Consider the following 14052-nt stretch of genomic DNA (forward strand, 5'->3'; position numbering starts at 1 on the left):
CGAGCGCTTGCTTGGTTATCGTAGTGTTGTGTTGCGGGGACGGTCAACGCGTCACATCCGCTTGATGTAACGCTTGTTCGATCAGGCATACTCGGCGGCATGACCACGACTGAGGGGCGCAAGTCCGCGCGGCCCCGCCGCGGCGGCGGTTCGGCGCCGGAGGGCTCGGAGCGGCGGCAGTCCCTGCTCGCCACCGCGGCCGGCCTGTTCGCCGACAACGGCTTCAGCGCCACGACGGTGCGCGAGATCGCCGACGCCGCCGGTGTGCTGCCGGGCAGCCTCTACCACCACTTCGACTCCAAGGAGGCGATCGTCGACGAGCTGCTGGCCAACTACCTGGACCAGCTCGTGGCGACCTACCGGAAGATCGTCGCCGAGCCGACGCCGAGCGACCTGACGCTGAGCCGGCTGATCATCGCCGCGTTCGAGTCGCTCGTCGAGCACCGCGCGGCCGTGATCGTGCTCCAGCACGAGCAGCTGCAGCTGTCGCGGTTCCCGCGGTTCGCCTACCTCGCCGAGCGCGAGGCGGAGGTGGAGCGGATCTGGACCGGCGTCATCCGCCAGGGCGTCGAGGAGGGCGTGTTCCGCCGCTACCCCGAGCCCGGCATCGTCTACCGGCACGCCCGCGACTGCATCTCCGCCGTCGCCCGCTGGTACCGCGAGGACGGCGAGCTGACGATCGCCGACGTCGCCAAGCGGTACCTCACGCTGCTGCTGCACGGTTTGAACACCTGATCACGGCGAGAGCGGCCCGCCCCAGCGGGTCCGGATCTCTCGCCGCAGCAGCTTGCCGCGCCCGCCCGAGGCGTCGTTGGCGTGCGGCAGCTCGTCGGCGATGACGACCAGGTCCGGCCACGCGGCCGGCGGCAGCGACGTCAGGTGCGCGGTCACCGCTTCGGGGGTCAGCTCGACCCCCTGGCGCGGCACGACCGCCACCAGGACCTTCTGTTCGCCGTGCTCAGGAACCCCGACGACGCCGGCCTCCGCGACACCGGGCATCGCCAGTACCGCATCCTCGATCGTCGACGGGAGCGTCAGCGCGCCCTTCTTGCGGATCGCGTCCTCCCGCCGGCCGAGCACGGTCAGCACGCCGGTCTCGTCCATGACGCCCACGTCGCCGCCGACGAACCAGCCGTCGCGCAGGGCCGCGGCGGTCGCGTCGGGCAGCCCGTCGTAGCCGGCCATGACGTGCGGGCCGGACAGCTGGATCTCGCCGACCTCGCCGACGAGCCGGCGGCCCTCGGCGTCGACCACGCGGGCCGCGCCGAGCGTGCGGGCGCGGCCGGAGCTCGACAGCGGCACGCTGCCGTCGTCCTGACGGGCCCAGCAGCTGTACGGCGCCTCGGTCTGCCCGTAGTACGAGTAGATGAGCGCGTTGGGCAGCCGGGTGCGGATGCGCTCCAGCAGCGGCCGGGGCAGCGGCTCGGCGCCGAGCATGATGATCCGGATCGAGTCGAGGTCGACGCCCTCGTGCGCGTCGGTGCTCAGCAGCTGCGCGAAGAAGCTCGGGATGACGCTGACGTGCGTGATGCGCTCACGCGGCACGGTGGCCAGGAAGCCGGCCGGGCCGAAGTCGCTCTCCAGCACCAGGCGGACCCCGCCGAGCAGGGCCGGGCAGGCGATGGCGACGAAGCCGACGCCCCAGATGATCGGGCCGGTGCCGAACGCCGAACCCGCCGGGCGGGGCACGTCGGTCCACAGGTTGGCCGCGGCGAGCGCGATCGAGTGTGTGTACGTGACCGGTTTCGGCAGTCCGGTGGTACCGGATGTGAAGAACAGCGCGAACACGTCGTCACCGCTCGCACCGATGGGCGGCGGCGCATCCGAGTCGGAGGACAGCTCCTCGGCGCGCAGCCAGGTGCGTACGCCGCTGAGCCGGTCGCGGATGCGCTCGATCACCGGTGCGGAGACGGCGTCGTAGAGCACCACCGGCGAGCCGCTCGACTCGACGACGGCCACCAGGACGTCGTCGGTCCAGTAGGGGTTGAGCGCGACGAGCACGGCGCCGAGCTTCGCCTGCGCGAGGTACAGCTCGGTGATGGCGAGCGGGTCGCCGAGCAGGCTCGCCACCCGCGTGCCGGGCGCGACGCCCGCGGCGGCGAGGGCGTTGGCGCGGCGGTTGACCCGGCGGTCGAGCTCGTCGTAGGTGTAACCGTGGCCCTGGTGGGTCACCGCGACGGCGTCGGGAGCCCGGCGGGCCTGCGCGGTGAGCAGGGCGAATCCCAGGTTGGCGTACATGGCGGTCCTTATCGGAAGGCGGGCATGACTTCCTTGGCGAAGAAGCGGATCGTGCTGAGCATGTCGTCCAGCGGCATGGCACGGGTGCTGCCGAAGTCGCACATCAGGTTGCGGAAGCCGAACTCCTGCAGCATCTTGATCTGCGCGATGACACGTTCGGGGTCGCCGATGACCTCCAGCTGCTCCCAGCGGAAGTCGGTGCCGACGTCGCCGCCCTTGAAGTAGCGGTCCTGCCAGTACTCGAATCCCTTGGCGAACTGCTGGGTCTTGCTGTCGATCGGCGCGCTCTTCTCGTTGAAGATGCGCGCGCGGTCGAACGCCTTCTCGAAGCGGTCCTGGTCGGCGCGGGCCTGCTCGACGGTCGGCGCCACGTACACCGAGCGGCTCACCACCAGGTCGGCCGCCTCGGTGTCGTGCCCGGCGGCGCCGGCCACCTCGCGCCACTTCTGGGCCGCGCGCTCCACCCGGTGGAACGGGGCGGCCGGGTCGGCGAGGATCGGGATGCCCTGACCGGCGTAGCGGGTGACGGTCTCCGGGCTCACCGCGGCGACGTAGATCGGCGGGTGCGGCCGCTGCAGCGGGCGCGGCATCAGGTTGACCTCGCCGGTCGAGTAGAACGTGCCCTCGTGCCGGAAGTTGTCGGTGGTCCACGCCCCGCGCAGGATCTCCAGCGACTCGTCGAAGCGGTCGCGGGCCTCGGCGAGGTCGATGCCGAAGCCGTCGAACTCGATGCTCTGGTAGCCGCGCCCGACGCCGAAGTCGAGCCGGCCGCCGGAGAGCAGGTCCAGCTGGGCCGCGGACTCCGCGACGCGCAACGGGTTGTGCAGCGGCAGGACCACCACGCCCGTGCCCAGCCGCAGCCGCTCGGTGCGCCCGGCCAGGTAGCTGAGCATGTTGAGCAGGTCGGGGACCGTGCCGTAGTCGCGGAAGTGATGCTCGCTGATCCACACGCCGTCGAAGCCGACCTCTTCCAGCAGTTCGGCGACGGCGAGGTTGTACTCGTAGACCTCCCGCACCGGACGGTCGTCGAAGCGGTGGAAGAGCAGGAACGACGAGAACTTCATGGGACCACCTCAGAAGATTCGACCAAGCGCTCGTTTGGTACGATAGGCGGGTTCCACGCGGTTGCACAAGACATCACGTAGACAAGCGCTTGCTTGGTTATTACCGTGGCTGGCCATGGGTCGACATGTCATCGCGGCCGATGTCGGCGGGACGTTCACCGACGTCGTGCTGGCCGGGCCGGACGGAACCATGACCGTCGTCAAGACGCTGAGCACGCCGGACGACCCGACCCGCGGGATTCTCGCGGGTGTCCGAGGGGTCCTGGACGCGTCGGGAACGGACCCGGCCGACGTCGGCCGGTTCGTCCACGCGACCACCTTGGCGACCAACGCCATTCTTGAACGCACCGGTGCCGACGTCGCGTTCGTCACCACCCGCGGATTCCGCGACCTGCTGACGCTCGGGCGCTACGCGCGGGTCGAGGAGGACCGCTTCGACCTCCTCTTCGAGCCGCCTCCGCCGCCGGTACCCCGGTCGCGCTGCTTCGAGGTGACCGAACGCGTCGACGCGCGCGGCGCGGTGCTCGTCCCGCTCGACGAGGCGCAGGCGCGCGACGTCGCCCGGCGCATCGCCGCGCTGCGGGTCGACGCGGTCGCCGTGTCGCTGCTGCACTCCTACGCGAACCCGGCGCACGAGCGCCGGTTCGCCGCGATCCTCGCGGAGGAGCTGCCCGAGGGGGTCACCGTCGTCGTGTCGGCGGAGATCTTCCCCGAGCTGCGCGAGTACGAGCGGGCCACCACCACGCTGATGTCCGCCTACGTCGGGCCGGTGATGGTGCGGTACCTCGGCGCGCTCGAACAACGCCTGCAGTCGATCGGCATCCATGCCCGGGTGCAGGTGATGGAGTCGAGCGGCGGCGTCATGTCGGCCGAGCTCGCCGGGCGCCGCGCGGTGGCGACCATCGAGTCCGGCCCGGCGGCCGGCGTGATCGCGGCCCAGGCAACCGGGGCCCGGCTCGGCCGCGCCGACGTCATCTCGTTCGACATGGGCGGCACCACCGCCAAGGCGTGCGCGATCCGCGGCGGCGTCCCCGACGTCACCCGCGAGTTCCACGTCGGCGGCAAGGGCAGCTACGGCGGCCGCCGGGCCGGCACCGGCGTGCCCATCAAGGTCGCCGCGATCGACCTCGCCGAGGTCGGCGCCGGCGGCGGCAGCATCGCCTGGGTCGACGACGGCGGCGCGCTGCGGGTCGGCCCGCGCTCGGCCGGCTCCCAGCCCGGCCCGGCCTGCTACGCGCTCGGCGGCGCCGAGCCGACCGTCACCGACGCCAACCTGCTGCTCGGGTACCTCGACCCGGCCACGTTCGCCGGCGGCACGATGCGGCTCTCGTCCGAGCGTGCCGCGACGGCTGTCCGCAGCCGGCTGGCCGAGCCGCTCGGCGTGACCCCGGCGGTGGCCGCCGCCGCCGTCCACGACATCGCCAACGCCGTCATGGCCTCCGCCGTGCACGTCGTCACCGTGCAGCGGGGCATCGACCCGCGCGGCTACGCGCTCGTCGCGTTCGGCGGCGCCGGCCCGATGCACGCGGCCCGGGTCGCCGAGCGGTTCGGCATCGCCACGATCGTGGTGCCGCCCGCCTGCGGGGTCGGCTCCGCGGCCGGCCTCCTCGTCACCGACCTGTCGACCGACCGGGTGGCGACCCGGCTCATGACGGATGTCGATGTCGAGGAACTCGCCGGCGTCTATCTCGACCTCACCACCGCCGCGCTCGACGACCTGGGCCTCGCGGACGCGGAGGTGCTGCGCTCGGTCGACGTCCGCTACCGCGGCCAGGCGCACGACCTCACGATCCCGCTGCCGGACGGCGACCTGACCGAAGCGGTGCTGGACGAGGTCGTCGAGCGCTTCTACGCGCAGTACCTGCAGGCGTACGGCATCGCCCCGCGCGACCCGGTGGAGCTGGTCAGCTACCGGGTGCGGGTCGTCCACCGGGTGCCGGCCTTCGACGCGGCCCCGGTCGCCGCCGAGGGTGACGGGGCGCCCGAAGGGTCCCGGCCGGCCTGGTTCGACGGCGCCTTCGTCGACACCCCGATCTACCGGCGCGCGACCCGCCGCGGCCGGCCGCCGGTGCCCGGCCCGCTCGTCGTCGAGGACGCCGAGTCGACCGTGGTGGTCCCGCCGGGCTGGTCGCTGCTGGTGGACGCCACGGACACCATCGTCCTGACGTGTCTCGGACCGGGTCCAGAGCCGACCGGCCCCGACCAAATCAGACTGGAGGACCGGTCGTGACCGACGACCTCACCGCCGACGTCCTGCGCAACGCGCTGCTGGTGGCCGCCGAGGAGGCCAGCATCGTGGTGATCCGCTCGGCGTACTCGACGTTCATCGTGGAGGGCTCCGACGCCTCGGCCGCGATCCTCGACCGCGACGGCCGGCTAATCTCGCAGTCGGTGGCGACGACGCTCATGAACAGCATGGCGCTGTCCGTGGCGCTGCCCTCGGTGCTGGCCGACTTCCCGCTCGCCGACATGCGCCCGGGGGACGTGTTCGCCCTCAACGACGCGTACCGCGGCGGCATCCACACCAACGACATCCTGGTGTTCCGGCCGATCTTCGTCGGCGCCGCCGTCGAGTACTTCGCCGGCACCCTCATCCACGTCTCCGATCTGGGCGGCACGTCGGCCGGCGGGATGGCGGCGCTCGCGACCGACATCTTCGCCGAGGGCCTGCAGCTGCCGCCGGTGCGCATCGCCACGGCGGCGGGCCTGGACCCGACGATCGAGCGCCTGCTGCGGCTCAACAGCCGCACGCCCGACTCGGTCGTCGGTGACGTCCGCGCGCTCATCGCCGGCGCCAACGCGGCCGCCCGGCGGGTCGACGAGCTGGTCGCCCAGTACGGCGCCGGCGCGCTGCGGCAGCGCATCGACGACTACCTCGACTACACCGAGGCCCGCACGCGGCTCGCCCTGCAGTCGCTGCGGCCGGGCACCTACCGCGCCGAGTACGCCATCGACGACGACGGCATCCACCTCGACGCGCCCCCGCTCGTCGTCCGGGTGGCCGTGACCGTCGGCACCGACGGCGTCGGCGTGGACTTCACCGGTACCGACCGCCAGGTCCCGGCGGCCGTCAACTCCAGCCTGTCGCAGTCGCTGGCCGGTGCGGTGTTCGCGCTGCGCTGCTTCGTCGACCCGACGCTGCCGATGAACGCCGGCGGCCTGCGGCCGTTCACCCTGCACTTCCCGCCGGGCTCGCTGCTCAACGCGCAGTCACCGTACCCGTGCGGCGGCCGCTTCCTGCCCGTGTACGCGGCCATCGAGGCGATCCTGCAGGCCCTGTCGGAGGCGACCCCGGAGCGGGCGATCGCGGCCTCGGGCATCCTCCAGCCGTTCTCGATCGCGTCGCGCTCCGCGCCGTACTGGATCCACCTCGCCTACGACTTCGGCGGGGTCGGCGCCCGGACCGGCGGCGACGGCCCCGACGCCACGGGCGTGCACTTCGGCGTCGGCCGCAACTCGATCCCGCAGGCCGAGCCGGTGGAGATCCGCTGCCCGCTCATCGTCGAGCAGGTCGAGTTCATCCCCGACTCGGGCGGCCCCGGCCGCTGGCGGGGCGGGCTCGGCACCCGCACCACGTTCCGCCTGCTGGCCGACGCCGACATCACGACCCGGGGCGACCGGCTGAGCGCGGCGCCACCGGGCCGCTCCGGCGGCGGCCCCGGCCGGCTGGGCGGCTTCTACCGCCGCACGCAGGACGGCCGGCTGGAGCGCCTGCCGGCGAAGAACAACAACGTCGTGTTCCGCGCGGGCGAGGCGTTCATCGTCGAGACCACGGGCGGCGGCGGCCTGGGCGACCCGCGGGCGCGCGACGTGGCCGCGGTGGCTCGGGACGTGGAGGACGGCCGCGTCACGGCCGAGGCGGCCGAGGCGGCCTACGGCGTCCGTCTGCCGTTGACTTCTTGAACAAACGACCAAGTGCCCTACGGGGATATTGGCAGCCACACGCACCACTGTTACCGTACCAACCAAACGCTTGTTCATAATCGCAACGAGCAACACCAGGAGGCGGCGATGACATCCCTGCGCGTGGGTCTGGGCTACGAGCTCGAGGTCCGGGGGCGCACCAGCGAAGTGGAGCAGCAGGCCTTCGAGAATCTCCTTGAACAGGGTGTCCTCGCCGACGGCCTCGGGTACGAGGCCCTCTGGATGGTCGAGCACCACTTCACCCGGGGCTTCTCCCACTCCGCCGCTCCCGACCTGGTGCTGTCGGCGCTGTCCCAGCGGACCGAGCGGCTGCGGCTCGGGCTCGGCGTGGTGCTGCTGCCGTTCTCCCACCCGATCCGCACCGCCGAGCGCGTCGCGACGCTCGACATCCTCAGCCGCGGCCGGGTCGAGTTCGGCACCGGGCGGGGCGCCTCGCCGCTGGAGTACCAGGCGTTCGGCATGCCGTTCGAGCAGTCGCGGCAGCTGTGGGAGACCAACCTCGACATGGTCACGCGGATCTTCGAGGCCGACGGCGAGCCCGTCCACGCCGAGAGCGAGCACTGGCTGGTGCCCGACGTCGGCGTGTACCCGCGGCCGGTGCAGAAGCCGCACCCGCCCATCTGGGTCGCCTCGACGAGCCTGGAGGGGTACCTCTCGGCGGCGCAGGGCGGCTACCACCTGCTCGGCATGACGATGCTCAAGGGCCTCGACGCGGTCGCCGAGGACATCGCCGCGTACAAGGCGGAGCTGGCCAAGCACGGCCACGACCCGGCGACGCGGCGGATCGCGCTGATGATCCCGTGGCACGTCGCGCCGACGCGCGAGCAGGCGTACGCCAACGCGGCGGACGCCGTGCTGTGGTACATCCGCCGCCAGGTGAACCTCGTGACCCCGTCCGACTACATGGACGCGCGGCACGCGACCTACCGCGTGCTCGGTCAGCTCGCGGCCGGCCAGGCGCCCGAGGAGGCGATCGAGACCCTCCGCGAGCACCACATGATCGTGCTGGACGACGTGGCCGGCTCCCGCAAGGCCCTCGAGCGCCTCGAGGCGGCCGGCATCACCGACCTCATCCTGCAGTTCCAGGTCGGCGGCCTCGCCAACGAGCACGTGCTGTCGTCCATCTCGCTCTTCGCGAAGGAGGTGGCGGAGCTGTGACCTGGCTGTCTCGGGACACCGTGCCCGCCGGGACCGGTTTCCTGCGCCTCTCGCCGGCCGCCGACGTCGCCGTGCCGCTGTCACCCGCGGACCTCGCCGCCACCGTCGAGCTGAGCCGGGAGACGTTCGCCGCGGCCGGCATCACCGCCGAGGACCGGGTCGTCGTCGCGCTCAACAGCGAGGGCGACCTCGCCGGCGCGCTGCTGACCCAGGCGTTGACCGGGCTCGCCGGCGCGACCGCGTCCGTCGGCCCGCGCGGGCGGATGCGCCTGCTGGGCGCCCTGGAGGCGGTCGGCGCCACCGCGCTCGTCATCACCCCGACCGGCGCGGCCGACCTGCTGGCCCGGCTGCACATGGAGTTTCTGGTCGACCCCCTCGACCTGGGGCTGCGGACGCTGGTCCTGGTCGGCGAGATCACCGACCAGCGCACCTGCCGCCACCTCGCCGCCGAGTTCGGCGCCCGCGTGATCGGCGTCTATGTCGACCCGGTCTTCGGCGCGGCCCTCGCCTGGCGCGACGCGTCGGACCCGCAGGACGCGTTGCACCCGGTCCGCGACGACGTCCTGGCCCTCGCCTCGATCTCCGCGGACACGGTACTGCAGGCAGCGCCCGGCAAGTCCGCCGAACTCGTGCTGACGCCGGTGTGGCACTCGACGCTGGGCGGGGCCACGATCCGCACCGGCGAGGTCGTCGACCTCATCGGTGACCCCGCCGGCATCCCCGCGCCCACCCACACCGTCGGCGACCACGTCCTCATCCGCGGCCGGTGGCTGTCGCTGCCCAGGCTGCGGGCGGTGCTGGCGAAGATCGACGGCATCGCGCAGTGGACGCTGGAGATCCGCCGGGACGGTACGCTCGACGTCGCTACCCTGAAGGTCGCGTTCGCGCGGCCGTCGCTGCTGAAGAACCCCATGTGGCACGGGCGCGTCCGCCAGGCCGTCGCGGCCGTGACACCGGTGAAGATCCAGGTCGAGGTGTTGCCCGAAGTGTCAGAGACCAGCGCGCCGCCGGTGATCGACGACCGTCGCGGCCACCACCTCGGCTCGGACCGCCATGGCCGCTGACGAGCTCCCGCCGATGCCCGACTGGCCGACGCTGCCGCGCATGCTGCTGGATCGCGCCGCGCAGGCACCGTCGGCGGTGGCCGTCGTCGACGGCGACGTCCGCCTGACCACCGCCGAGCTGCTGGCTTCGGCGGAGGCCTTCGCAGCCGCGCTCATCGGCCTGGGCGTCTCGCGCGGCGACCGGGTGGCGGTGTGGGCCCCGAACACCTGGCGCTGGGCCGTGGCCGCCCTGGGCATCTGGCACACCGGCGCCGTGATCGTGCCGGTCTCGACTCGAGCCAAGGCGATCGAGGCCGGCCAACTGCTTGACCGCACGGGGACCCGGCTGCTGGTTGCCGCCGACGGCTTCCTCGGCGTCGACTACGTCGGCCTGCTGACGGCCGAGTACGGCCCGGCCACTGCCGACGGCCCCTTCGAGCGGCTGCCATCACTGCGCGACGTCCTGCTGCTGACCTCCACCGGCCTGGCCGGCCCGTCCGAGGACTCCGTTCCCATCGAAGAGGTGCGGCGCCGGGCGCTGGAGGTCGGCCCGGAGGACCCGATCGAGATCCTCGCCACCTCCGGCACCACGGGCGAGCCCAAGGGCGTCGTGCTGGCCGGCCCGCAGATCATGCGCGCCTACTGGGACTGGAGCGAGCTCGTCGGCCTGCGCGAGGGCGACCGCTACCCGGTCGTCAGCCCGTTTGCGCACGGCTTCGGCATCAACGCCGGCCTGCTGGCCTGCATCATCCGCGGCGCCGAGATGCACCCGATCGCCGTGTTCGACCCCGACACCGCGCTGGAGCTGGTCGAACGCGAACGCCTGACGCTGCTGGCCGGCCCGCCGGCGCTGTTCGACCGGCTGCTCTCCCGCCCGGACCTCCCGGACCGCGACATCACGAGCCTCCGCTCGGCGGTGGTCGGCGCCGCGGCCGTGCCGACCGAGCTGATCCACCGCATGCGCTCGGTGCTGGGCATCGAGCGCATCGTCAACGCCTACGGCCTGATCGAGGGCTCGGTCGTCTCGATGACCCGCCCCGACGACCCGGACGAGGTGGTGGCCTCGACGGCCGGTCGCGCGGTGCCGGGCCAGGAGATCGCGGTGGTCGACGACACCGGTGCGGCGGTGCCGGCCGGCACCCCGGGCGAGGTGCTGGTCCGCGGCTACGGCGTGATGGTCGGCTACTGGGCGGCCGAGGCGCTGACCCGGGAGGCCGTCGACCCGGACGGCTGGCTCCACACGGGCGACATCGGCGTCCTGGACGCCGCCGGCAACCTGCGCATCGTGGACCGCAAGAAGGAGATGTTCATCGTGGGCGGCTTCAACGCCTACCCCGCGGAGATCGAGAACCTGCTCGGCCGCCACCCGGGCATCGCGGCGGCCGCGGTGGTCGGCGTGCCGGACCCCTCGTCGGGCGAGGCGGGCTGCGCCTTCGTGGTCCCGCTGCCGGGCGCGGAGCTGACGCCGGCCCAGCTGATCGCGTGGTCCCGCGAGAAGATGTCGAACTACAAGGTCCCCCGCCACGTCCACGTCGTCGAGTCGCTCCCGCTGACCGCGAACGGCAAGGTCGACAAGTCCGCACTGCGCCGCCTCGCCCTGACCCGAGCCTGACGGCGGCACCCCGCGCCGGCAGCGCACGGAGCCGATGGGGAGCGCCGGCAGCCCGCCCGCTGCCGGCGCCGCGCCGAGCCGCATCGACCACCTCGTGATCACGAAGACCTGTTGCACCGCCGGTGATCCTCAGGCCTGCGCCAGCCCGGGTTCCGCCATGATCGCGAAGGGTTCTGGCACCCTGGGCGACCACAACTCTTCGCGATCATGGCGTTCAAGGCCCACAGGTCTTCGTGCTGACGCGGATCGCGCGCCCCGCTGATTGATCTATACACGCTCGGCTACACACCGTTAGGCTATGGCTCCGGTACTGAGGAGGCTCCATGGCTGACGTCCGCGAGCTGCTGATCGCTTACGTTCGCGAGGCCAAGGTGATGCAGCTGTCCACGCTCGACGCGGACGGTGCCCCGTACGTGAACAACCTGTGGTTCGCGAGTGCCTTCGGGCCCGACCGGCTGTACTTCATCTCGCGGCCGACCCGGGTCCACAGCGAGAACATCCGGGCCCGCCCCCGCGTCGCCGGGTCCGTCCTGTCGATCGAGCTCGTCGATCCCAGTCACCCCGTTCGCGGCGTCACGTTCGCCGGCACGGCCGCCGAACTGCCGACCGTGGGCATCGACGAGGCGGTCGCCGTGTACGCCGGGCGGTGGCCGACGACCGCGCGGGCGATCGATCCGGAACGCCTCGCCAGCGGCGCGGCGCACCATCGGGTCTACGAGGTGACGGTGACGTCGTGGACGCTGTACGACGAAGAGCACTTCCGTGCCGACCCGCGGCAGCCGGTCGAGGCCCGCTGACCCCGGATCACGGGCGGCTCGCGACCGCCGGATTGGCGCCCGGCTGCACGTCCATGTCGAGCACGGCGGGGTTGCCGTCGAACCAGACGGCGCTGCCCCGCCTCGCGCTGATCAGCCAGCGGCCGTCCACCCGGGTCAGCTCGTCGTCGACCCAGCCGCCGATCAGGAACAGCGAGCGCGGAGCCAGGGCGTTGCGGCAGTGCTGGGCCTGGTAGTAGCTGTGTGCGGTCGCGCGGTCGCCGTCCACCTGGACCGTGACCGAGCTGAAGACGTGGTGCGTCGCGTCCAGCCCGGCCAGCACCACCTTGGCCCGGTCGCGGTAGTGGGCGGGAGACGGGTAGCGGCCCGCGACGCTCATCACGATGCTCGCGTCCGGCGTGAAGCAGGAGTCGAGCAGTTCCCAGTTCCGGGTGTCGATGGCGATCGCGTAGCGGTACAGGAGCTGCTCGATCTCATGAGCGTCGGTCACGACAGGCCCTCCAGCGGGGAGAAGACGGCATGCAGGGGCGGGCGGCGGCCGGTGTCGCCCGACATGGTCAGCAGGAGGTCGGGGACCGTGTCGAAGCCGGCCACCGTGCGGGCGATCTGCTCGTACGGGAAGCGGTGCTCGCCCAGCAGGCGCAGGGCCTCCGCCGGGGCGGACGTCGAGACGCCGCGGACGCCGGTCAGGCGCAGCTCGCGGGTGGTGATGAGGTCCGGGCGGCACACCGCGGTCACCCCGTCACCGCGGCTGCCGGCGTAGACCACCCGGGCGCGGAGCGCGGCCAGCTCCATGGCCTGGCCGAAGGCCGCCGGGGCGTGGGCGGTGATGTCGACGACCACGTCGGCGAGGCGGCCCGCCGCCGACCGCAGCGCGGCGACCGGATCCTCGCGGGTCACGTCGACGGTCAGGTCGGCGCCCAGGGCACGGGCCGTCGCCAGGCGGTCGGCGTCGTGCGGGCCGGCACCGGTCACCAGCACGAACGCGGCGCCGGCCGCCTTCGCCGCGGCAGCCGCGCAGATGCCGCGGATGCCCGGGCCGAGGATCGCCACCACCTCGCCCTCCCGCAGGGCCGGCACCTCGACGGCCCAGGTCACCGCACCGGCGAGCGGGTTGAACAGCGTTGCCGACACCGGGTCCAGCGACGCCGGCACGCGGTGGACGACGGACTCGGGAGCCAGGTAGTGGTGGGTGGCGTAGCCGCCCCACAGGCTCGGCGGTACCGACGTCGGCACCATCCCGTATGAGGTCATCGGGCCGAAGTGGACGCAGTTGGCGAGGTCGCCCGCCGCGCAGCGGGCGCAGGTGCGGCAGGCGCGGCGGTTGCTCACCGCCACCCGGTCGCCCTCCCGCACGCCCCAGCGGGAGGACGCGGCCGGGCCGATCCGCTCGATGACGCCGACCGTCTCGTGGCCCGGGACGAAGCCCAGCGGCCAGCGCATGCGGCCGGTGAAGACCTCGTGGTCGCTGCCGCACATGCCGCAGGCCTCGACGCGCAGCAGTGCGTCGTCGTCGCCGATCTCCGGCTCCCGGAACTCCTGACGCTCCAGGCGGCCGTAGTCGGTCAGGACCAGCGCCCTTGGCTTCACCACGCGATGGCCTCGCCGCCCCAGGGCGTCAGGATGCCCTGGGTGTCCTTGAACCGCTCCGGCAGGTGCTCGACGTTCATCCAGGTGGCGTTGAGCCGGCCGAAGCCGATCGTGCGGGCGCAGCGCAGGCCGAGCTCGACGATCTCGCCCTCGTCGAAGTGCTGCCGCAGCTCGTCGTAGACGCGCTCGTCGATGCGCAGGTGGTCGGTGGCGAGCAGGTCGGCGAAGCGCAGCGCGGCCCGCTCGGCCGGGGTCAGGTCGGGCGCCTCGGCCGGCCTGGCGAGCGAGCAGACGAGGTCCTCGTCGACGCCGGCGTCGATGCCCGACTGGTACCGCACGGCCATGCAGCTGCGGCACTGGTTGTGGAACGCGAGCCGGATGCGGATGAGCTCGACGAGCCGGGGCGGGAGGGTGCCCTCGTCGGCGAGCGCCTGACGGTAGGCGTCGTTGACGGCAGCGGCGATCTTGGGGCGGTGGGCGAGGATCGAGGCGTGGACCTGCTCGATCTGCTCGCGCTGGGTCGCGGTGGCCGGGTCGATGACGGCGTGGCCGGCCGCGGGCCGGATTCGGGCCATGGCGGGGGTCCTTCCAGGGGTATCACTCAGTGATATAGGGTATCGAAGAACCGATACGACGACGGTAGAGAG

The 14052-nt window shown here is 72.7% G+C and carries 12 protein-coding genes; 7 read left to right on the plus strand and 5 right to left on the minus strand.

Annotated elements, in window-relative coordinates:
* Positions 1 to 99 precede the first annotated feature (99 nt).
* Positions 100 to 735 carry a TetR/AcrR family transcriptional regulator gene (locus ABZS66_RS10865; protein ID WP_354756899.1) on the plus strand — a complete coding sequence of 212 codons (636 nt, stop codon included), beginning with the start codon at positions 100 to 102 and terminating at the stop codon, positions 733 to 735.
* Here ABZS66_RS10865 and ABZS66_RS10870 read toward each other — a convergent pair whose 3' ends face one another.
* Positions 736 to 2238: a class I adenylate-forming enzyme family protein gene (locus ABZS66_RS10870; protein ID WP_354756900.1), complete on the minus strand. Its 1503-nt coding sequence runs from the start codon at positions 2236 to 2238 to the stop codon at positions 736 to 738.
* An 8-nt stretch (positions 2239 to 2246) separates the two neighbouring features.
* The gene (locus tag ABZS66_RS10875; protein ID WP_354756901.1) at positions 2247 to 3302 is read right to left on the minus strand and encodes an LLM class flavin-dependent oxidoreductase; all 1056 of its coding nucleotides are present in this window, start codon (positions 3300 to 3302) and stop codon (positions 2247 to 2249) included.
* A gap of 115 nt (positions 3303 to 3417) precedes the next feature.
* Here ABZS66_RS10875 and ABZS66_RS10880 point away from each other — a divergent pair, with 115 nt between their 5' ends.
* The 6 genes from ABZS66_RS10880 (at position 3418) to ABZS66_RS10905 (ending at position 11836) form a co-directional block, all read left to right on the plus strand.
* Positions 3418 to 5532, plus strand: coding sequence for a hydantoinase/oxoprolinase family protein (locus ABZS66_RS10880; protein ID WP_354756902.1), 2115 nt, complete (start codon positions 3418 to 3420; stop codon positions 5530 to 5532).
* A complete protein-coding gene (locus tag ABZS66_RS10885; protein WP_354756903.1) occupies positions 5529 to 7205 on the plus strand; it encodes a hydantoinase B/oxoprolinase family protein in 1677 nt (558 codons plus the stop codon). The genes ABZS66_RS10880 and ABZS66_RS10885 overlap by 4 nt, the downstream gene beginning before the upstream one ends.
* A gap of 108 nt (positions 7206 to 7313) precedes the next feature.
* On the plus strand, positions 7314 to 8384 hold the full coding sequence (locus tag ABZS66_RS10890) for an LLM class flavin-dependent oxidoreductase (protein WP_354756904.1): 1071 nt from the start codon (positions 7314 to 7316) through the stop codon (positions 8382 to 8384).
* Positions 8381 to 9448: a hypothetical protein gene (locus ABZS66_RS10895; protein ID WP_354756905.1), complete on the plus strand. Its 1068-nt coding sequence runs from the start codon at positions 8381 to 8383 to the stop codon at positions 9446 to 9448. Before ABZS66_RS10890 ends, ABZS66_RS10895 begins: the two co-directional genes overlap by 4 nt.
* Positions 9438 to 11039 (plus strand): AMP-binding protein, encoded by a 1602-nt coding sequence (locus ABZS66_RS10900; protein WP_354756906.1) that lies wholly within the window; start codon positions 9438 to 9440, stop codon positions 11037 to 11039. The genes ABZS66_RS10895 and ABZS66_RS10900 overlap by 11 nt, the downstream gene beginning before the upstream one ends.
* A 323-nt stretch (positions 11040 to 11362) precedes the next feature.
* Entirely contained in the window at positions 11363 to 11836 is a 474-nt protein-coding gene (locus tag ABZS66_RS10905; protein ID WP_354756907.1) for a pyridoxamine 5'-phosphate oxidase family protein, read from the plus strand.
* A 7-nt stretch (positions 11837 to 11843) separates the two neighbouring features.
* Here ABZS66_RS10905 and ABZS66_RS10910 read toward each other — a convergent pair whose 3' ends face one another.
* Genes ABZS66_RS10910 through ABZS66_RS10920 form a run of 3 tightly spaced genes read right to left on the minus strand, consistent with a single transcriptional unit; the run spans position 11844 to position 13980 of the window.
* Complete coding sequence (locus ABZS66_RS10910) at positions 11844 to 12305, minus strand: nuclear transport factor 2 family protein (RefSeq protein ID WP_354756908.1); 462 nt, start codon at positions 12303 to 12305, stop codon at positions 11844 to 11846.
* Complete coding sequence (locus ABZS66_RS10915; protein ID WP_354756909.1) at positions 12302 to 13408, minus strand: alcohol dehydrogenase catalytic domain-containing protein; 1107 nt, start codon at positions 13406 to 13408, stop codon at positions 12302 to 12304. The genes ABZS66_RS10910 and ABZS66_RS10915 overlap by 4 nt, the downstream gene beginning before the upstream one ends.
* Complete coding sequence (locus ABZS66_RS10920) at positions 13402 to 13980, minus strand: carboxymuconolactone decarboxylase family protein (protein WP_354756910.1); 579 nt, start codon at positions 13978 to 13980, stop codon at positions 13402 to 13404. Before ABZS66_RS10920 ends, ABZS66_RS10915 begins: the two co-directional genes overlap by 7 nt.
* Between the last annotated feature and the right edge of the window lie 72 nt (positions 13981 to 14052).

Source organism: Dactylosporangium sp. NPDC005572, from assembly GCF_040605515.1.
Classification (GTDB): Bacteria; Actinomycetota; Actinomycetes; order Mycobacteriales; family Micromonosporaceae; genus Dactylosporangium.

What these genes read in the sequence shown, in the direction of transcription:
- ABZS66_RS10865 (WP_354756899.1), top strand. Translation starts at nt 100, where the DNA reads ATGACCACGACTGAGGGGCGCAAGTCCGCGCGGCCCCGCCGCGGCGGC.
- ABZS66_RS10870 (WP_354756900.1), bottom strand. Translation starts at nt 2,238, where the DNA reads ATGTACGCCAACCTGGGATTCGCCCTGCTCACCGCGCAGGCCCGCCGG.
- ABZS66_RS10875 (WP_354756901.1), bottom strand. Translation starts at nt 3,302, where the DNA reads ATGAAGTTCTCGTCGTTCCTGCTCTTCCACCGCTTCGACGACCGTCCG.
- ABZS66_RS10880 (WP_354756902.1), top strand. Translation starts at nt 3,418, where the DNA reads ATGGGTCGACATGTCATCGCGGCCGATGTCGGCGGGACGTTCACCGAC.
- ABZS66_RS10890 (WP_354756904.1), top strand. Translation starts at nt 7,314, where the DNA reads ATGACATCCCTGCGCGTGGGTCTGGGCTACGAGCTCGAGGTCCGGGGG.
- ABZS66_RS10900 (WP_354756906.1), top strand. Translation starts at nt 9,438, where the DNA reads ATGGCCGCTGACGAGCTCCCGCCGATGCCCGACTGGCCGACGCTGCCG.
- ABZS66_RS10905 (WP_354756907.1), top strand. Translation starts at nt 11,363, where the DNA reads ATGGCTGACGTCCGCGAGCTGCTGATCGCTTACGTTCGCGAGGCCAAG.
- ABZS66_RS10920 (WP_354756910.1), bottom strand. Translation starts at nt 13,980, where the DNA reads ATGGCCCGAATCCGGCCCGCGGCCGGCCACGCCGTCATCGACCCGGCC.